This window comes from Nonlabens ulvanivorans (assembly GCF_000732625.1).
In the GTDB taxonomy this organism is placed as follows: Bacteria; Bacteroidota; Bacteroidia; order Flavobacteriales; family Flavobacteriaceae; genus Nonlabens; species Nonlabens ulvanivorans.
Genome location: NZ_JPJI01000032.1, coordinates 935,588 through 954,423, shown reverse-complemented (window position 1 = coordinate 954,423; position 18,836 = coordinate 935,588). Strand labels below are relative to the sequence as shown.

General features: G+C 35.7%; 18 protein-coding genes. 7 read left to right on the top strand and 11 right to left on the bottom strand.

Annotation, left to right across the window (positions count from 1 at the left end; genetic code table 11):
• The first annotated feature begins 26 nt into the window (after positions 1-26).
• Positions 27-1,205: an acyl-CoA dehydrogenase family protein gene (locus IL45_RS11370; protein ID WP_036583999.1), complete on the top strand. Its 1,179-nt coding sequence runs from the start codon at positions 27-29 to the stop codon at positions 1,203-1,205.
• 71 nt (positions 1,206-1,276) lie between these two features.
• Here IL45_RS11370 and IL45_RS11365 read toward each other — a convergent pair whose 3' ends face one another.
• The 5 genes from IL45_RS11365 to trmB form a co-directional block, all read right to left on the bottom strand.
• A complete protein-coding gene (locus tag IL45_RS11365) occupies positions 1,277-1,558 on the bottom strand; it encodes a NifU family protein (RefSeq protein WP_036583997.1) in 282 nt (93 codons plus the stop codon).
• Between the two features lie 4 nt (positions 1,559-1,562).
• Positions 1,563-2,702 carry an Mrp/NBP35 family ATP-binding protein gene (locus IL45_RS11360; RefSeq protein WP_036583996.1) on the bottom strand — a complete coding sequence of 380 codons (1,140 nt, stop codon included), beginning with the start codon at positions 2,700-2,702 and terminating at the stop codon, positions 1,563-1,565.
• 124 nt (positions 2,703-2,826) lie between these two features.
• Positions 2,827-3,171, bottom strand: a complete 345-nt coding sequence (locus IL45_RS11355; RefSeq protein ID WP_036583994.1) for an MGMT family protein — start codon at positions 3,169-3,171, stop codon at positions 2,827-2,829.
• Positions 3,158-3,787 (bottom strand): LysE family transporter, encoded by a 630-nt coding sequence (locus IL45_RS11350; protein WP_036583991.1) that lies wholly within the window; start codon positions 3,785-3,787, stop codon positions 3,158-3,160. Before IL45_RS11350 ends, IL45_RS11355 begins: the two co-directional genes overlap by 14 nt.
• Entirely contained in the window at positions 3,788-4,456 is a 669-nt protein-coding gene (trmB, locus tag IL45_RS11345) for a tRNA (guanosine(46)-N7)-methyltransferase TrmB (RefSeq protein WP_036583988.1), read from the bottom strand. It lies immediately after the preceding gene.
• 68 nt (positions 4,457-4,524) lie between these two features.
• Here trmB and IL45_RS11340 point away from each other — a divergent pair, with 68 nt between their 5' ends.
• Entirely contained in the window at positions 4,525-5,637 is a 1,113-nt protein-coding gene (locus tag IL45_RS11340) for a glycosyltransferase (RefSeq protein WP_036583986.1), read from the top strand.
• On the opposite strand, the gene IL45_RS11335 is transcribed toward IL45_RS11340, so the two are convergent.
• A complete protein-coding gene (locus IL45_RS11335) occupies positions 5,538-6,632 on the bottom strand; it encodes a sensor histidine kinase (RefSeq protein WP_036583984.1) in 1,095 nt (364 codons plus the stop codon). The two genes, IL45_RS11340 and IL45_RS11335, sit on opposite strands and share 100 nt — an antisense overlap.
• The gene (locus IL45_RS11330; protein ID WP_036583981.1) at positions 6,622-7,308 is read right to left on the bottom strand and encodes a response regulator transcription factor; all 687 of its coding nucleotides are present in this window, start codon (positions 7,306-7,308) and stop codon (positions 6,622-6,624) included. Before IL45_RS11330 ends, IL45_RS11335 begins: the two co-directional genes overlap by 11 nt.
• A 223-nt stretch (positions 7,309-7,531) precedes the next feature.
• Here IL45_RS11330 and IL45_RS11325 point away from each other — a divergent pair, with 223 nt between their 5' ends.
• The 3 genes from IL45_RS11325 (at position 7,532) to IL45_RS11315 (ending at position 13,229) form a co-directional block, all read left to right on the top strand.
• Positions 7,532-10,132, top strand: a complete 2,601-nt coding sequence (locus IL45_RS11325; protein ID WP_036583978.1) for a T9SS-dependent M36 family metallopeptidase — start codon at positions 7,532-7,534, stop codon at positions 10,130-10,132.
• A 123-nt stretch (positions 10,133-10,255) separates the two neighbouring features.
• Positions 10,256-12,172 carry a lamin tail domain-containing protein gene (locus IL45_RS11320; protein ID WP_036583974.1) on the top strand — a complete coding sequence of 639 codons (1,917 nt, stop codon included), beginning with the start codon at positions 10,256-10,258 and terminating at the stop codon, positions 12,170-12,172.
• Between the two features lie 85 nt (positions 12,173-12,257).
• Positions 12,258-13,229 (top strand): LuxE/PaaK family acyltransferase, encoded by a 972-nt coding sequence (locus tag IL45_RS11315; protein ID WP_036583971.1) that lies wholly within the window; start codon positions 12,258-12,260, stop codon positions 13,227-13,229.
• A 3-nt stretch (positions 13,230-13,232) separates the two neighbouring features.
• On the opposite strand, the gene tyrS is transcribed toward IL45_RS11315, so the two are convergent.
• Complete coding sequence (gene tyrS / locus IL45_RS11310; RefSeq protein WP_036583968.1) at positions 13,233-14,531, bottom strand: tyrosine--tRNA ligase; 1,299 nt, start codon at positions 14,529-14,531, stop codon at positions 13,233-13,235.
• A 67-nt stretch (positions 14,532-14,598) separates the two neighbouring features.
• Between tyrS and IL45_RS11305 the strand changes: the two genes are divergently transcribed.
• On the top strand, positions 14,599-15,615 hold the full coding sequence (locus IL45_RS11305; RefSeq protein ID WP_235183342.1) for an NAD-dependent epimerase/dehydratase family protein: 1,017 nt from the start codon (positions 14,599-14,601) through the stop codon (positions 15,613-15,615).
• 8 nt (positions 15,616-15,623) lie between these two features.
• Here the strand turns inward: IL45_RS11305 and IL45_RS11300 are convergent, their stop codons facing one another.
• Genes IL45_RS11300 through IL45_RS11290 form a run of 3 tightly spaced genes read right to left on the bottom strand, consistent with a single transcriptional unit; the run spans position 15,624 to position 18,105 of the window.
• Positions 15,624-16,043, bottom strand: a complete 420-nt coding sequence (locus tag IL45_RS11300) for a DUF4296 domain-containing protein (RefSeq protein WP_036583963.1) — start codon at positions 16,041-16,043, stop codon at positions 15,624-15,626.
• On the bottom strand, positions 16,040-17,380 hold the full coding sequence (locus IL45_RS11295; RefSeq protein ID WP_036583961.1) for a dihydroorotase: 1,341 nt from the start codon (positions 17,378-17,380) through the stop codon (positions 16,040-16,042). Before IL45_RS11295 ends, IL45_RS11300 begins: the two co-directional genes overlap by 4 nt.
• Complete coding sequence (locus tag IL45_RS11290) at positions 17,377-18,105, bottom strand: polyprenol monophosphomannose synthase (RefSeq protein ID WP_036583958.1); 729 nt, start codon at positions 18,103-18,105, stop codon at positions 17,377-17,379. The genes IL45_RS11295 and IL45_RS11290 overlap by 4 nt, the downstream gene beginning before the upstream one ends.
• 74 nt (positions 18,106-18,179) lie before the next feature.
• On the opposite strand from IL45_RS11290, the gene IL45_RS11285 reads away from it, so the two are divergent.
• Positions 18,180-18,833, top strand: coding sequence for a DUF4271 domain-containing protein (locus IL45_RS11285; protein WP_036583955.1), 654 nt, complete (start codon positions 18,180-18,182; stop codon positions 18,831-18,833).
• Positions 18,834-18,836 lie beyond the last annotated feature (3 nt).

Below are 18,836 nucleotides of genomic sequence, written 5' to 3'. Positions count from 1 at the left end.
GTATATTTACGAAAACGATTGAAACGATGAAACCAGACTTATTTGAAGCACCAGATTATTATAACCTGGACGACCTTTTAACTGAGGAACATATAATGATACGTGATGCTGCCCGTGCATGGGTCAAGCGTGACGTTTCCCCTATCATTGAACAGGCAGCACAAGATGCAAAGTTTCCTAAAAGTATTATTCCAGGACTTGCTTCCATTGGTGCATTCGGACCTTATATACCAGAAGAGTATGGTGGAGCTGGATTGGATCAGATTTCATATGGTTTAATCATGCAAGAAATAGAACGCGGTGATAGTGGAGTGCGCTCTACTGCATCTGTTCAATCTTCTTTAGTAATGTATCCTATATGGAAATATGGTACTGAAGAGCAAAAACAAAAATTTCTACCTAAATTAGCTAGTGGTGAGTTTATGGGGTCCTTTGGCTTAACAGAGCCAGATCATGGATCTAATCCTAGCGGAATGGTTACTCGTTTTAAAGATGCTGGTGATCATGTCATACTTAACGGTGCAAAACTATGGATATCTAACAGTCCATTTTGCGATGTTGCTGTTGTATGGGCAAAGGATGAAAATGATCGTATTCATGGCCTTTTAGTAGAACGTGGAATGGAAGGATTTACAACACCAGAAACCCATAATAAATGGTCTTTAAGAGCAAGTGCTACAGGAGAATTAATTTTTCAAGATGTAAAAGTTCCTAAATCAAATATTTTACCAGGGCGCAGTGGACTAGGCGCACCATTAAGTTGTCTAGATAGTGCCCGTTTTGGGATTGCATGGGGCGCGATAGGTGCAGCTATGGATTGCTATGACACAGCACTAAGATATTCAAAAGAACGCATACAGTTTGGCAAACCAATCGCTGGTTTCCAATTACAGCAAAAGAAGCTCGCAGAAATGATTACTGAAATCACTAAAGCCCAATTGCTAGCTTGGCGATTAGGTGTACTGCGTGAGCAAGGAAAGGCGACTAGTGCTCAAATCTCTATGGCTAAACGTAATAATGTAGAAATAGCCATCAACATAGCTAGAGAAGCAAGACAAATGTTAGGTGGTATGGGAATTACTGGCGAGTATAGCATTATGCGTCACTCTATGAACCTAGAAAGTGTTATAACTTATGAAGGTACTCACGACATTCATTTATTAATAACAGGTTTAGATATTACTGGAGAAAACGCCTTTTCTTAATTACTAATAGACAAATTACATCATAAAAAAAGCCGATTCATACGAATCGGCTTTTTTATGCTTGATAGAGTTTACAACTCTATATTATCACGATATTCTTCTTTTAAATCCTGACCAGAAATGTCTATTACACTTTCTATTTGAGGAGCGTGTTTCTTAACGGTGAGTTCCACACCAGACTTTAAAGTCATCTGATTTACATGACAACCGACACAAGTTCCCAACAAGCGTACTGTGACATATTTATCATCTTTAATATCTACGAGCTCGATATCACCAGCGTCGCGTTGTAAAAAAGGTCTGATTTCTTCTAGCCCAGCTTCAACAGCGGCCTTAAGTTCGGTTCCTGTCATAATTTTATTTATTTACTGCACTACAACCTGCCATAGTTGTTATTTCTATCGCTCTCGTAGGTGGTAAAGCACTGTTGCGTCGCACAGTTTGCTCTACAACGTTTTTAGTGATCTCTGTAAAAGCAGATTCTATTTCAGTTCCTTCTTGCATAGCCGCCGGACGACCTACATCACCTGCTTCTCTTATACTTTGTAATAAAGGTAACTCTCCTAAGAATGGTACTTTAAGATCTTCTGCTAGGTGCCTTGCTCCATCTTTACCAAAAATATGATATTTATTCTCTGGTAATTCTGGTGGTGTGAAATAAGCCATATTCTCAATGATCCCTAATACAGGTACATTTATGCTTTCTTGTTGAAACATTGCAACACCTTTACGAGCATCTGCAAGAGCAACAGTCTGTGGAGTACTAACAACAACAGCACCTGTTAATGGTAATGATTGCATTATTGATAAGTGAATATCTCCCGTACCTGGCGGTAAATCGACTACTAGAAAATCTAAATTACCCCATGCAGCATCAAAAATCATCTGATTTAAAGCCTTTGCAGCCATAGGTCCTCGCCATACGACCGCCTGATCTGGTTGTGTAAAGAATCCTATGGAAAGGATCTTAACCCCATAACTCTCCACGGGCTTCATTTTAGATTTACCATCTACATTAACCGATAGTGGCTTTTCATTTACTACATCAAACATTATGGTAGCACTAGGACCATAGATATCTGCATCTAGTAATCCTACTTTAAAGCCCATTTTTGCAAGTGACACTGCTAGATTTGCAGTTACGGTAGATTTCCCTACACCACCTTTTCCAGAGGCCACAGCGATAATATTATCAATACCAGGAATCGCTTTTCCTTTAATTTCTGGAGCCTTGTTTTCAGTAACAGGTGCTTCTACTTTAAGATTTACTTTAATCTGAGCTTTTTCATAAACCTCTTTATGAATAGCTTGTAGAATAGAAACCTCTGTCTTTTTTTTAGCTTGTAAGCTAGGATTATCAATAGTGACATCTACCACTACCTCATCTCCAAAAACGAGTACGTTTTTAATGGCACCACTTTCTACCATATTTTGTCCATGACCAGGAACCGATATGGTTTCTAGCGCCTTCATTACTTGTTGTTTTTCTATTTTCATAGCTTCTTTAGAATACTACAAAGATAAGCAGCAAGACACTTAATTAAAAGCAATCTAAATAAGAAACTGATAATCTGTTGTTAAGAATTACGCTTTCGCGAAAGCGAAGTCAAAATAACCTCTATTATTCTTTAAAATCAGGTAACTCTAGATTAGGATCCCAATAGATTTCTTTGAAATTTTGAATTTGATCCTCGATTACAGTGATCCCTTCACTTTCTAAAAGTTGTTGCATAAGATTAGTGCCCTGAAAATGGTGCTTACCCGTTAATAAACCATTGCGATTTACAACGCGTTGCGCTGGTATGCCTGGCACATTGTGACTAGCATTCATAGCATACCCTACTGTCCTACTACTGCGCGGCGCACCAATATATCGTGCTATGGCGCCATAACTAGTGACACGACCATAAGGAATTAGTCTTACTACCTTAAAAACACGATCATAAAAATCATTAGAAGATTTCATAAATACGTATTAAAGTGAATAAGGCAATGACCATGGTTAAAGCGGAAAGTAGATAATTGATTTTACTAGCAAATGTATGACTGTCAAAACCAAATTTCTTAACATATTTGATGTATGCAAACAGCATCATAAAAGTCCCCATAGAAGCACCTAGTATAAACAAATGAGCCATGGGATATTCAAAGGTAAATAGACCGCGACCTGCAAGGAACGAGCTAAAACCTATGTAAAAAGGAATCGGGAAAATATTTAATGCTGACAAAATAATACCTTGACTAAAAAGCTTTACATCTGATTTATCTACTGGTTGTATTTCTGGAGAATTATCCAGTCTAGCTTTTATAAAAAAGAAAATAGATAAGGCTATAAAAACGGCAATCGCAAATTTTTCAAGAGTAATTAAAATCTCTGGATTATCATTAAGCAATTTAGAAAAAAACACTCCTACATAAACCTGCGCAATTACAACAACAGCGGCACCTAAGGCAAATACGACTGCGGCTCGTCTACTTTGTTTTACACTTATTTTAGCAGCTGTTAAATTCAATAATCCTGGAGGAATGACTCCTACAAAACCGACACAAAAACCAAAAATAAAATGTAAAAACGTAATCATTTATCGCAGTCTAAATTTAAGGTAAGTTATGGCTTTACCTTGCTCAAGATACTGCTTTTCATAAAAAGTCTGGGTACTTACTACTTCTTCAGGCGCTTCAGTGTGTGTATAGATGTCATGATGCGCAAAGACAATATCTTCACCTAGTCCTTGCAATAAACCCAATGTATAACCATGCATAAACTCAGAATCTGTTTTGAGATTAATAAATCCACCTTCTACAAGAATGTTTTTATACTTAGATAAAAATTCTGGATTAGTCATGCGGTGCTTAGTGCGCTTATATTTTATTTGTGGATCTGGAAAAGTAATCCATATTTCATCTATCTCATTCTTTCCAAAAGCATACTCAACTAGTTCTATTTGAGTTCTCAAAAAAGCGACATTAGTGAGTCCTTCCTCAATAGCTGTTTTTGCACCACGCCAGAAACGAGCACCTTTTATATCTACACCTATAAAATTACGGTTAGGGTATTTGCGTGCTAGGTCAATGGTATATTCTCCTTTACCACAACCTAATTCTAAGGTTATAGGATTATCGTTTTTAAAAAATGTAGCCCATTTACCTTTCCACTCAAAAGCAGTAGTCATCTCTTCCCGAGTAGGTTGAATAACGTTATCGAATGTTTCGTTTTCGTTAAATCGCTTTAATTTATTCTTAGATCCCAATACAATTATTTAATAGATGGATAATTAATCCTTAAACCCTTATGGTTTAAAGACACTTATATTTGAATATGCAAATATCTAAAAACATTCTGGTTGCACCACTAAATTGGGGATTAGGTCATGCAACTCGTTGTATTCCTATCATCAATGCTATTATCAGAAATGGTGACAACCCTATCATAGCAAGCGATGGAATGGCTTTAGAACTATTAAAAAAAGAATTTCCGAGATTAAAATTTATTGAATTACCTAGTTATGAGATTTCGTATCCAGAAAAAGGACAATTCTTAAAACTTAAATTACTTAAGGACTCTCCTAAAATCTGGAATGCTATACGTAAAGAACACTTGATGCTAGCTGAGTTAATTGCGCATCATCAATTAGACGGTGTTATATCGGACAATAGATTAGGCTTGTATAGTAAAATTATTCCTAGTGTGATTATCACACATCAATTGCAAGTATTATCGGGCTCAACGACTTGGTTAAGCACCCAACTACACTTGCATTATATAAAAAAGTTTGATTATTGTTGGATACCCGATGTAGATGGTATACAGAATTTATCTGGATTATTATCTCAACATACCGATGACGATATTTTTAAAGTTTATCTGGGACCATTAAGTAGGTTTGAACGCAATCCTAAATCACAGATAAAATACGATTTAATGGTTCTTCTCTCTGGTCCAGAACCTCAACGTAGTATTTTAGAACGTAAATTATTAAGCGAAGTGAAACGTTTTAGTGGCGAGGTACTTTTTATTGCAGGTAACGTAAGTGGAAAACAACAAATGGAAAAGAAAGGTGATATCACCTATTATAATTATTTATCTACCGAAGGATTACAAAAGGCTCTAGATCGCAGTGATATCATCTTAAGTCGCAGTGGTTACACTACCATTATGGATCTACATAAACTAGGGAAAAAAGCTTTCTTTATACCTACACCTGGACAGTTTGAACAAGAGTATCTCGCTCAATCATTAGATGATCAAGGCATTGTTCCTTTTGCCAGTCAAGAAGATTTTAAAATTGAGATGTTAGAAAAAATAAAACTTTATAAAGGATTAGATTCTATCTACTCTTCAACTACTACTTCAATATCTGATATATTATCAGAGACTTTTTCTAACGTAAACGAAAACTCCGAACCGATACCAGGCTCACTATCCACATAGATGCTCTCATTATGGGCTTCTATAATGTGTTTTACTATAGCTAGACCTAAACCAGATCCACCTTCACGACGAGAACCACTTTGATCTACTCTAAAGAATCGCTCAAATAATCGTGGTATAAATTCTGCCTTAATTCCCTCGCCATTGTCTGTAACTCTAACGATCACTTTATTATTTATAAGATCTTCAATGGCTATCTCTGTTGTACCGTTTTGCTTACCGTATTTGATAGAATTAACAACTAGATTGGCAATCACTTGTTGTATGCGTTCTTGATCTGCAAAAACTATAATAGGATCTGTATAATCCATATCAAAGGTTAGAGAAATGTTCTTTTTTGCGGCCTTCATCTCAAATTGATCAAAGACTTGTTGCACTAATTCTACAATATCAAAATCTATCACCTCTAGAGACATGTCGCCTACCTCTAGCTTTGTAATCATGTCCATATCTTTAACGATATAGGTTAGTCGTTCCACACCTTTTTGTGCTCTTTGTAAATACTTTTTACGTATGGCTTTATCTTTATGAGCTCCGTCAATAAGTGTGTCAATATAGCCTTGTACTGTAAAAAGTGGCGTTTTAAGTTCGTGAGAGATATTACCTAAGAATTCTTTTCTATAAGCTTCTCTAACTTTCAAAGTTTCAATTTCTATCTTTTTATCTTTTGCAAATCGCTCTACCTGCTCTGTTAATGTACGCATATCTGTCGCAATCTCTCGATCTGTAAAACTGCTGGTTTCTAAAAGACTTACATCCTCATAAATCTTTTTAATACGACGATATATAAATCGCTGTACACGATATTGTATTATAAAAAAGGAACTAGAAAAAAGAAGCAAAACCATGATCAGTTCATGCCACCATTTTTTAAACTCAAGATCAAAAATAAGATGGAACAATAGCAATAATAGACCAAAAACTATTGTAATAAATAGAGATGATCTAATTGCAAATCGATAGCTGCGTTTAGTATTAGAAGAGTTATTTGACATATTTATAGCCTACACCTTTTACGGTTTTAAAGCTATCGTCACCTAGTTTTTCTCTTAGTTTTCTGATATGAACATCAATAGTTCTACCACCTACAATAACTTCATTACCCCATACCACATCGAGAATCTCTTCTCTTTTAAAAACCTTTCCAGGCTTTGAAGTAAGTAATGAAAGTAGTTCAAATTCTTTGCGTGGCAAAATAATTTCTTCTTTCTTAAAGATGATTTTATATTGATCTTTATCGATAACTAGGTCACCTATCTTAACAATATTACCTTCATCACCTTTAGGCATCGTATTGCGACGCAATAAAGATTTTACTTTAGAAACTAATACGCGTGGCTTGATAGGTTTTGCAATATAATCATCTGCACCAGCATCAAAACCGGCGATCATTGAATAATCCTCACCACGTGCAGTTAAGAACGTAATAATAGTATGATCTAATTCTGGAATTTTACGGATTTGCTCGCAAGCTTCAATACCATCCATGATAGGCATCATAACGTCTAGAATGATCAAGTCTGGCTTTTTCTTCTTGGCCTTTTGAACACCTTCTTTTCCATTCTCAGCTGTAAAAACTTGATAACCTTCGTTTTTCAAATTATAGCTTACGATTTCTAGAATATCTGGCTCATCATCTACCAATAAAATCTTTGCAATAGCGTCTTTCATCTTAGTGTAAAGTAAGCTGCTAAGTTAATAAGTTTATCAGCAATTAAAATTAATTGATTGTTAGCTTTAAGTTAAGCGATATTAAATCTATGCTCTTTTTTGAGAGCCGCTTTCGCGAAAGCGAAATTTCATAAACCAGTTACATGAACAAAGTCTTGTGATAGAATTATGAGATTCAAGACGTATATTGGGACTTTAATACTACGCAGATTATCAATTATATATGAGAATTTTAATATCCCTATTTATAACAATCACTTGCTTACAGGCCACTGCACAAGAATATACCAGTATAGCGAAAGAATTTTTAAATCAAAACAAAAGCACTTATCTTTTTGAAGTTCAAGATATTAACGAACTAAAAGTCACTACAAGCTCTTTTTCAAAAAGTCTGAATGCTCAGACCGTTTATATATCTCAATACTATCAAGGGATTGAAATTGCAAATAGCTCTTCTATGTTCTTAATTAAAGATAATGAGGTGATTAGTAGCTCCATTTCATTTGAAAAGAACATTATTAGTAAAATAAACTCGACCAATAACGCTATTGAACCAATAACTGCAATTCATCAAGCTGCTAGCTCGATGGAATTAAATTTTAACACCAATACGTATGCTACTGGAACCGATCAAAACGGCATATTACATTTCTCAAATAGCTCTTTATCATCAAAACCGATCAAGCTTAATCCTATTTATATTAAAACTGAAAATATATTAAGACTCACCTGGCAAGTCTACATAGAAACTAATGATAATCAACACATGTATTTATTATACATTGACAGTATATCTGGTGAATTAATTAAGGAAATTGATTTAGTAATTAGTTGTAACTTCAGTCATGATGAAGAAAATCAACATCAACCACGTCATAGCAGCTATTTTACAGAGACGTTTAGTACACAAACAGCTACTACTTTCATGGACAATTCTCAATATAACGTTTATGCTCTTCCATTAGAAAGTCCTAATCATGGGAATGAATCTATAGTAAATAGTCCTGCAGATCCAGTTGCATCACCTTTTGGATGGCATGACACTAATGCTGTTGTAGGACCTGATTTCACTATTACAAGAGGAAATAATGTATTTGCTCAAGACGACTTTGATGGCGATGGATCCACTATAGGTGCATCACCAGATGGTGGGATTACACTAGACTTTAGTTTCCCACAGCAGCTGGACGTTCCTGCTAGAGATAATATTAATGGATCAACTGTTAACCTATTCTATATGAATAACATGATGCATGATATTTGGTATCAGTACGGATTTGATGAAGCCAGTGGAAATTTCCAATCTAATAACTATGGTAATGGTGGTCTAGAAGGAGACTTTGTCGTTGCAGATGCTCAGGATGGTAGCGGATTTAATAACGCAACCTTTGGTACTCCTGGAGATGGTGGTAATCCTAGAATGAATATGTTTTTATGGAACGCGCCTACCACTGGTGGAGTAAACCCTTTAACGATAAACAACAGTAACCTCGCTGGCAGTTATGATGGTGAGCCAGCAGCTTTCGGCAATAGTTTACCGAGTCCTAATAGTCCTTTAGTATCAGATTTAGCCTTGGTTATAGACGATAATTCCGGAGGTGTATCTACAGACATTAGCGATGCTTGTGATGTTATTACAAACGGCCCATCATTAAATGGAAAAATTGTAGTAATGCGTCGTGGTAATTGCCAATTTGGGACTAAAGTTCTTGCTGCGCAAAATCAAGGAGCTATTGCCGTGATTGTAGTCAATAATGCTGCGACTGCACCTATCGCGATGGCACCAGGGAATGACGGAAATCTAGTCACTATTCCATCAATTATGATTAGTCAAAATGATGGTAATTCTTTAATTGCAGCATTACAAGGTGGCACGACTATCAACGCTAGTTTGAACAATACGGGTCTTTTTAGAAAAGATGGTAGTTTAGATAATGGAATTGTAGCACATGAATATGGGCATGGTATTTCAACACGATTGACAGGTGGTCCTGCAAACCCTAGTTGCTTAAGTAATAATGAACAAATGGGTGAAGGCTGGAGTGACTGGTTCAGTCTTATCATTACTATAGAACCAGGAGATTTAGGTACCGATATAAGAGGTATAGGAACCTATTCTACAAATCAATCTGTAACTGGACCTGGAATTAGAAATTTTCCTTATAGCACTGATTTTAATATCAATCCAGTAACATTTGGCGACACTAACAATGCAAACTTTTCCGCACCACATGGGATTGGCTCTATATGGGCTAGTATGCTATGGGATCTATCCTGGAGATTTATAAGTGATTATGGATATGATCCTGATCTGTTTAATGGAACTGGCGGAAACAATATTGCAATGCAACTAATTATGGACGGCATGAAACTACAGCCTTGTAATCCTGGCTTTGTAGATGGTAGAGACGCCATTCTACAGGCAGACATGATTGCAAATGGCGGTGTTAACAGTGATAGAATATGGGAAGTTTTTGCAGCCAGAGGTTTAGGTTTTAGCGCTACACAAGGAGACAGCAACAACCGATTTGATCAAATTGAAGCATTTGATACACCAGCACCTCTAAGCAATGATAATGAATCCATTAACTCTTTCAATATCTTCCCTAATCCTACTAACGGACTAGTCTCAATTGCTTCATTGAATCAAGTCAACAATGGTCTTCTTACCATATATGACTTCAATGGAAGAATTGTTTTCAATAAAACATCAAACTTTAATGAAATAGTAAAAGTTGATTTAAGCTCTTTGAAAGCAGGAATATACTTAATCTCAATATCTGGAGAGGACATTAATCACGTAGAGAAAATCGTCGTAAAATAGACAAAATCCGTTGTGTTAAATGGTTGATTAATTTATTACATCTGATGTTATGTTAACATTAAATCCCTTAAAGTCAAGACTGCAGGATTATGAATAATGTATATTTGCAAAAAACAATCAGAGATGAAACAAATTTACTTTACGGTTGCAATGTTCTTCGTTGCAGCAATTTCTTTCGCACAACAACCTATAATCACTTCTATAGTTGATGGTACTTGTACAGGTGGAACACCAAAACTTATCGAAATTTATGCAAATGGAACTGTAGATTTCACACAGTTTACATTAGAGAAATCTGCAAATGGGGGTGCTTTTGGTACTCCATTTGATTTGACACCTTTTGGAACTCGAACAAATTCTTTCGTTTATGTATACTCAGGAACTGAAGCTTTATTAAATAGCGAATTCCCTGGCATTGTTGCTGCAGACTATCAAGCAGCTGGAACAGCAAACAACAATGGAGATGATGCTGTACGTATTATTGAAAGCGCTACAATGACTGTTATTGATACTTACGGAACTCAAGTAGACGGAACTGGAGAAACTTGGGAATATTTAGATTCTTATGCAAAAAGAGTAGATGGTACAGGTCCTGATGCTACTTTTAATCAAGCAAATTGGGTGACAAGCACTCCTAATACTTTAGATGGTCAGTGTGGATCTACAACATTTGAATCAATAATTGGAACAGGCTCTTACTCTTCAACTCCTAACACTAACCCTACAGTAACCATTACCGCTCCTGGAAATGGTAGTAGCCTACAAGGAGGAACAACTAGTGTAGATGTTACATGGACAGCGCTTAACTTACCTGCAGGTGGAACTTTTACGGTAACTGTAAATGGAACGGCAACTGCGAATGCTACATCGCCTTTTGCAGTAGCAGTAAGTGATGGTATGGCTTATGCTGTAACAGTTGACATGTTAGATGGCGCAACCGTACTTGCTACAGACGCTACTAGCTTTGACGTTTCTTTCCCATGTGATTTACAATTAGCGACTATAACTGAAACTTGTCAGACTTCAACATCTGGTGTAGATTTATATGATGTAACTATCGATTATACCGGCGGTGGTACTTCTACTTATACAATAGATACGGCAGGAAATGGAACTATTGCTGGAGACAATCCATCAACGGTTGCAGCTGGTCAAATTATGATTACTGGTGTTACTGAAGGTGTTGACTTTACAGTTACAGTAACAGGTGACCCAGCAAATAGCGCTTGTAATTTATCTCGTAATATTTCAAGCCCAGCTTGTTTAGCAAACGTTACATGTGCAAATCCTGGTGATATTATTTTAACAGAGATCATGCAAAACCCAAATGCGTCCCAGGATAATGAAGGTGAGTATTTTGAGGTTTACAATACGACAAGCGCACCTATCGATATGTTAGGTTATGAAATAGTTGATCTTACTAATTCTGGAGAAAACTTTACGATTGTTACATCTGTCATAGTTCCTGCAAATGGATATGCTGTTTTTGTAGCGAATGCAAACACAACATTAAACGGTGGAATTACACCTGATTATGTTTATGATGGAACTTCTACTTTCTTAGGAAATGGATTAGATGAACTATCGATTCAGTGCGGCGGAACAGTAATCGATGAAGTATCTTGGGATAACGGCGCTACATTCCCTGACGGTAATGGCGCTAGTATGGAACTTGCAGTATCAAAGTATAATGCGACAGACAATGATCTAGGTGTTAACTGGGGACTTGCAACAAGTACTTTTGGCGCAGGTGACTTAGGCACACCAGGTGCTGTAAACGACTTTACATTATCAAATGAGCAGTTTACTAAAAACAGCTTTAAATTATTCCCTAATCCAGTTTCTGGTAATGAAATCAATATCTCTGTAGAGAATGGTAATCCTGTAGATGTCATTATTTACTCTGCATTAGGACAGCAAGTTATTTCTCAAAAAGCAGTAACTAACTCTATCAATGTATCTTCATTAAATGCTGGTCTTTACATTGTAAAGATTTCTCAAAATGGAAATTCACAAACTAGAAAGTTAGTCGTTCAATAAGAATTACAAAACTTTTATAAATCAAGCGCCGCAGTGTTACTGCGGCGCTTTTTTATTTACTTTTGAAATCAATAAACACTTCCTATTGTTTCAGTCAGTTTTTAATATAACATCATCATCTAATTTTGAAGAATTGGCACTAGCCATCTTTAAACATCAATTAGATCACAACGCTGTATATCATAAATACTGTCATTTAATAGGTAGAACGACACCACAATCGGTAGATGAAATCCCATATCTTCCAATTTCGTTTTTCAAGAGCCACCATATTGTTAGTAATACTAATAAGTCAGAAATTACTTTTACCAGTAGCGGAACCACAGGCATGACCACATCTAAACATCATATCACTGATACTGGTGTATATGATTTAAGTTTGGATAAAAGCTTTGACATCACTTATGGTAATCATGAAGATTATGCTGTACTCGCCTTACTACCGCATTACTTAGAGCGCAGTGGATCTTCTTTGGTTTATATGGCACAACGCTGGATAGAAAAGAGTAAACATCCATCTAGCGGCTTCTATCTTAATAATATAGATGAACTTGCACAAGTGCTTAAAACCTTACAGCAAAATAATCAAAAGGTCATTCTTATAGGAGTCACCTTTGCGCTACTTCAACTAGCAGAAAAGTTCCCTCAAGAATTATCTCAAACCATCATCATTGAGACTGGTGGAATGAAAGGCATGCGTAAGGAAATCATTAAACAGGAGCTGCATGATATTTTAAAGTCCGCTTTCGCGAAAGCAAGCATACAAAGTGAATACGGCATGACAGAGCTATTATCACAAGCCTATGCTAGCGATGGTATTAATTTTACCACGCCACCATGGATGAAAGTGACTACTCGAGACACTAATGATCCATTGAGTTTATTAAAATCCTCAAAAACTGGTGGACTTAACATAATAGATCTAGCTAACTATAATTCCTGTTCCTTTATTGCTACACAAGATCTAGGTAAAGTATTACCCGATGGCACTTTTCAAGTTCTAGGAAGGTTTGATCAGTCTGATATAAGAGGCTGCAATTTGATGGCTGTGGAATAACTTTTACTTCACTAACACTAAAAAGTAATTACGTTTACCACGTTGAAGCAACAACATATTCTCTGCAATTAAATTATCAGTGGTAATTACTGTCTCCGCGTTTATTTTATTCTTATTGATAGAAAGACTATTTTCTTTAAGAGCACGACGTACCTCACTGTTTGACGGCAAGAAACTTGTTAAGTCTGCCATGAGAGTTACAGGATCTACACCATCCTTTAAAGCATCTTTAGCAATTTCGGCTTGTGGAACACCTTCAAAAATATCGAGTAAAGTTTCTTGATTAAATTCACTCCACTGCTCTGGAGTTACCGTTTTACTAAATAATATTTGCGAAGCTTTAAGAGCGGTATCATAAGCCTCACGACCATGCACCATAACTGTCACTTCTTCTGCAAGACGTTTTTGCAAAACTCTATAGCCAGGATCTTTTGCATGCTCTTCAATTAAAGACTCACAAGTTTCTTTATCCAAGAATGTGAAAATTTTAATCCAATTTATTGCATCTTCATCAGTAGCATTAATCCAGAATTGAAAGAACTTATAAACCGATGTTTTATCTGTATCCAACCAAACATTTCCAGACTCTGTTTTACCAAATTTAGTTCCGTCTGCCTTGGTAACTAATGGTGTCGTTAAGGCATACGCTTTACCACCTAATTTACGACGCACTAATTCTGTACCAGTTGTTATATTTCCCCATTGATCGCTACCACCTATTTGTAGCTTACAACCCATATTTTCATAAAGATGAACATAGTCATAACCTTGAAAAAGTTGATATGTAAACTCTGTAAAGCTCATTCCTTCGCCTTCACCTTGAACACGTTTCTTTACAGAATCTTTAGCCATCATGTAGTTAACAGTTATGTGTTTCCCTACATCCCTAGCAAAATCTATAAGGCTAAAGTTTTTCATCCAGTCATAGTTATTCACTAGAACAGCTTTGGTCGCATCATCTCCTTTTTCAAAATCGATAAATCTGGATAATACAGACTGTACACCAGCAATATTTTTATCTAATATATCTTGAGTCAACAAATTGCGTTCATCACTTTTACCAGATGGATCGCCTATCATACCTGTAGCACCACCTACTAAAGCAATAGGTCTATGACCTGCACGTTGCAAATGCATCAATAAAATGATTTGCACCATACTACCTATATGTAAAGAATCTGCAGTAGGATCAAAACCTATATATCCTGTAACAACTTCTTTTTCAAGTAATTCTTCAGTTCCTGGCATGATATCATGTATCATACCTCTCCATCTTAGTTCTTCTGCAAAATTGTAAGCCATCTCAAAATATTTAAGCTGCAAATATATAGGCTTTACCGCACTTTTAAGAGTATTTAAAGCGCGGTTTATGTACTTTTACCATATGATTTTAGTAACTGGCGGCACTGGACTAGTAGGTGGACATTTGTTATATCGCTTTTGCGAAAGCGGAACTCCAACAAGAGCGATATATCGAGATCTTAAGAGTATCGATAAAACACGTGCTATATTTAATTCTTATGGTGCTAACAAAGATCAGTTAGTTGACGAGATTGAATGGGTACAAGGTGATATTCTAGAAATACCAAGCCTAGAAGAAGCCATGGATGGCATTACACAGGTTTATCACTGCGCAGCTATTGTAGATGGCGCTCCTTTCTGGCAAATGAAGAAGGCTAATGTAACAGGAACTTCTAATGTTATCAATACCGCGCAAGCTCATCAAATAGAGAAACTATGCTATGTAAGTAGTATAGCAACGCTGGGCGAACCAGTAGGACAACGAGCTATAAATGAAGAAGACTTTTTTAATCTAGACGCAAAAAACAGCAACTATGCCATTTCAAAATATGGTGGCGAGATGGAAGTATGGCGTGCTACTCAAGAAGGGATGAATGTTATTATAGTTAATCCTGGTGTTATTATAGGTGAAGGAAATTGGGAAAGTGGATCTGGAAAATTATTCTCTCAAACTTATAGGAAACAACCTTTTTATACCGATGGATCCAGTGGTTTTGTAGACGTAAGAGATGTTACCAACGCGATGATACAACTTATGAATTCTGATATCGTAAATGAACGTTTTATTATCGTTCAATCATCGATTCATTATAAAGAAATTTTAAGTAAAATAAGTCATAGCTTAAAAAAGAAAGCACCTAAGATCATGGTCCCTAAATGGATATTATATCTCATATCTGCAACAATGAAGATAGGCCACTGGATAGGTTTTAATAGAGGCCTAGAACGTGCTACCGTTCAATCATTAACCTCTCACAGTAAGTATGATGGTTTAAAGATTAAAGAGCATGTAGATTTTAACTACACACCAATTGATAAAAGCATCCAGCGAGTAAGCGATTACTACTTAAAAACTTTAAAATAAGAAGAAGCTTATTTTACAGACTCTAGAACTTTATCAATCTTATTTTTTGATATAGAGTCTAATTGGGGAACAGCTTTATTGATATTATTTTGTCTTGCTGTCACGCTATCTTTAATGACTAGTAATTTTTTATCAACTAAGTCTAAAACTTCAATAAAATCCTCTACCCTATCTGCGTAATAATTAAAATTGTTCTTAAATGAGATACTGTCAATACCGTGTTTTTGATAAACGTATTGATCCGGTATAATTCCCAAATCGACAAAAGATTTACGATTAGAAGTCATAGAACCTTCAATTAAATAAACATCTGTCATTATAGAAGCCATTTTTTCAGTATCAAAAAAAGGATCTGGCTTTGGTGTTCTTTCTATACCAGAGCAAGCTCCTATTATCAATAAACTTAAAATCGCTAACAACTTTCTCATCGTTGAAAAGTAAGCGCTTGAGCATTTTTCACCTGATTTACCTTGAAATTTTGATATGCTAGGTGACCATTTACAAACGTATGAGTGATACGACTATTAAAGGTAACACCTTCAAAAGGTGACCACCCACATTTTGCCAATATATTATCTTTAGTTACCGTCCATGGATTATTGGGATCAACAAGTACAAGATCTGCTTTGAAGCCTTCTCTAATAAAACCACGATCTGCAATACCAAACAACAATGCTGGATTATGGCACATTTTTTCTACTACTTTTTCAATCGATATTTTCTCTTTTGCAACAAACTGCATCATAGCCGGTAAAGCATGTTGCACTAATGGTCCACCACTAGGACACTTTAAATAAGAATTAGATTTCTCATCAATAGTATGAGGCGCATGATCTGTGGCAATTACATCGATACGATCATCTAGTAATGCCTCCCATATTTCTTCACGATCCTTTGCTGTTTTCACAGCTGGATTCCATTTAATTAATGAACCTTTTGCAGCATAATCTTCATCACTAAACCACAGATGATGTATACAGACTTCTGATGTGATTTGCTTATCCTTAATAGCCTTTTTATTATTAAAAAGATTTGTTTCTTTCCCTGTTGAAAGATGGAATACATGAATCCTACCACCCGTTTCTTTGGCTAATTCAACTGCTCCAGAACTACTTAGATAACAAGCTTCTTCACTTCTTATAATAGGATGTTGCTCCATAGGGATATCATCTCCATAGGTATCAATAGCCTGCTGTAAATTAGCTTTGATGGTTGCTTCATCTTCACAATGTAGTGCTATTCTCAACTTTACGTTAGAAAATATTTTTTTAAGCACTTCTTTATCATCAACCAGCATATTACCAGTAGACGATCCTAAAAACAGCTTTAACGCAGGCACTTTAGTTACATCTACCTTAAGAATTTCGTCTAGATTATCATTCGTCCCACCAAACATGAAAGCATAATTGGCATAACTATCTTTAGCAGCTATAGCCATTTTATTTTCCCATTCTTTAATGGTTGTCGTTTGTGGAGAGGTATTAGGCATTTCCATGTAGGTGGTAATTCCTCCGGCGACCGCAGCTGCACTTTCAGATTCAATATTTCCCTTATGAGTCAATCCAGGCTCTCTAAAATGAACCTGATCATCTATAACACCTGGTAATAAGTATTTACCTTCTGCATCGATAATAATTGTATTACCATCTTTGGCACTTATACTTTCAGAAATCTCTTTTATAACATCACCTTCAATAAGAAGATCACCATTTCTAGTGATTCCATCAGTAACAATCTTGGCATTTTTAATTAACGTCTTTCTCATATATCTAGTTTCCCTAATAAACTACTTATCTTCATTTTTAAAACCCCAAAAACGGCTTCACTTATAATACCGCCGCTCATCTTAGAATGACCTCTAGAGCGGTCTGTAAAAATTACTGGCACCTCAACAATCTGAGCTCTAAGTAACCACGCTTTAAACTTCATTTCTATTTGAAATGCGTAGCCTACAAATTTAATCTTATTCAAATTAAATTTTCTTAATAAACTAGCTTTATAACATACAAATCCTGCTGTAGTATCGTGAATTTGCATTCTAGTAATCCATCTAACATATTTTGAAGCTCCATAAGACAGTAAAATACGTGACATAGGCCAGTTTACCACATTAACACCTTTTACATATCTACTTCCTATAGCAAGATCTGCACCAAGCTCACAGGCGGTGTAAAGTTTAAATAGATCTGCAGGGTTATGTGAAAAATCTGCATCCATTTCAAATATGTAATCATAATCTCTAACTAGAGCCCATTTAAAACCATGTATATAAGCAGTACCTAGGCCTTGTTTCCCAGCTCTTTTTTCTAAAAAAAGTCTATCAGAAAAACCTGACTGATAATCCTCTACAATCGCAGATGTACCATCTGGTGAATTATCATCTACAATTAATACATGTACATCTTGATAAAGAGAGAACACAGACTCAATTATCATGGATATATTTTCCTTTTCGTTATAAGTAGGAATTATTACAATTGATTTCTTCATAGAGTTGGTAAAAATAACGAAATAAATAGCCTAGCTGTACTAACGAAAAACAAAAGAACTTATTTTTACAACCTATGGAACTGAGAGAATCATATATAAATAACTGGGCTACCATAGTTATCGCATTTTGTCTGTTACTATTAGTAATTGCAAAGTGGATTTACAAAAGTGAATTTTATCACTTACTAAGTGCTGCGATAAGTAATCGATACATTAAAGTCTCTAGGAACGAGAACCCAAATCATGGTCTCAGAATCATTACAGTGACCGTATACACTATTGGTTTGGCTTTATGGATTACAAAACTATCCTTTACTGAAGGTCAATCATTATTAGATTTTAAGACATTTACACTCATCTTAACTGGACTAACCATATTTATTCTTGCAAAGCGATATTTCTCTATGATGATTGCGTCTTTAATGAAGTTTGATGAGATATTAGAATTAATCGAATACCATCGAAATACTTATAGAGCCGTCTTAGGTATATTACTAATTATTGTTAATCTATTAATTTATTACACCTTTCATGATTCTATAGTAGCGGTACGATTGATAAGCTTTGTAAGTATTTTCATGTTTGTTATTTATAATTTTATAATCCTTTATACCTATTCAAAGTCACTACTTCAACACTCTTTTTATTTTATTTTGTATCTTTGCGCGCTTGAAACAGCACCCTATCTACTTTTATATAAGTATATTATGCTGTCTAGAGCCTACTAATAA

Excerpts from the sequence above, each read along its gene's own strand:
- IL45_RS11370 (WP_036583999.1), top strand. The coding sequence starts at position 27 with ATGAAACCAGACTTATTTGAAGCACCAGATTATTATAACCTGGACGAC.
- IL45_RS11365 (WP_036583997.1), bottom strand. The coding sequence starts at position 1,558 with ATGACAGGAACCGAACTTAAGGCCGCTGTTGAAGCTGGGCTAGAAGAA.
- IL45_RS11360 (WP_036583996.1), bottom strand. The coding sequence starts at position 2,702 with ATGAAAATAGAAAAACAACAAGTAATGAAGGCGCTAGAAACCATATCG.
- IL45_RS11355 (WP_036583994.1), bottom strand. The coding sequence starts at position 3,171 with ATGAAATCTTCTAATGATTTTTATGATCGTGTTTTTAAGGTAGTAAGA.
- IL45_RS11350 (WP_036583991.1), bottom strand. The coding sequence starts at position 3,787 with ATGATTACGTTTTTACATTTTATTTTTGGTTTTTGTGTCGGTTTTGTA.
- IL45_RS11340 (WP_036583986.1), top strand. The coding sequence starts at position 4,525 with ATGCAAATATCTAAAAACATTCTGGTTGCACCACTAAATTGGGGATTA.
- IL45_RS11335 (WP_036583984.1), bottom strand. The coding sequence starts at position 6,632 with ATGTCAAATAACTCTTCTAATACTAAACGCAGCTATCGATTTGCAATT.
- IL45_RS11330 (WP_036583981.1), bottom strand. The coding sequence starts at position 7,308 with ATGAAAGACGCTATTGCAAAGATTTTATTGGTAGATGATGAGCCAGAT.
- IL45_RS11325 (WP_036583978.1), top strand. The coding sequence starts at position 7,532 with ATGAGAATTTTAATATCCCTATTTATAACAATCACTTGCTTACAGGCC.
- IL45_RS11320 (WP_036583974.1), top strand. The coding sequence starts at position 10,256 with ATGAAACAAATTTACTTTACGGTTGCAATGTTCTTCGTTGCAGCAATT.
- tyrS (WP_036583968.1), bottom strand. The coding sequence starts at position 14,531 with ATGGCTTACAATTTTGCAGAAGAACTAAGATGGAGAGGTATGATACAT.
- IL45_RS11305 (WP_235183342.1), top strand. The coding sequence starts at position 14,599 with ATGTACTTTTACCATATGATTTTAGTAACTGGCGGCACTGGACTAGTA.
- IL45_RS11300 (WP_036583963.1), bottom strand. The coding sequence starts at position 16,043 with ATGAGAAAGTTGTTAGCGATTTTAAGTTTATTGATAATAGGAGCTTGC.
- IL45_RS11295 (WP_036583961.1), bottom strand. The coding sequence starts at position 17,380 with ATGAGAAAGACGTTAATTAAAAATGCCAAGATTGTTACTGATGGAATC.
- IL45_RS11290 (WP_036583958.1), bottom strand. The coding sequence starts at position 18,105 with ATGAAGAAATCAATTGTAATAATTCCTACTTATAACGAAAAGGAAAAT.
- IL45_RS11285 (WP_036583955.1), top strand. The coding sequence starts at position 18,180 with ATGGAACTGAGAGAATCATATATAAATAACTGGGCTACCATAGTTATC.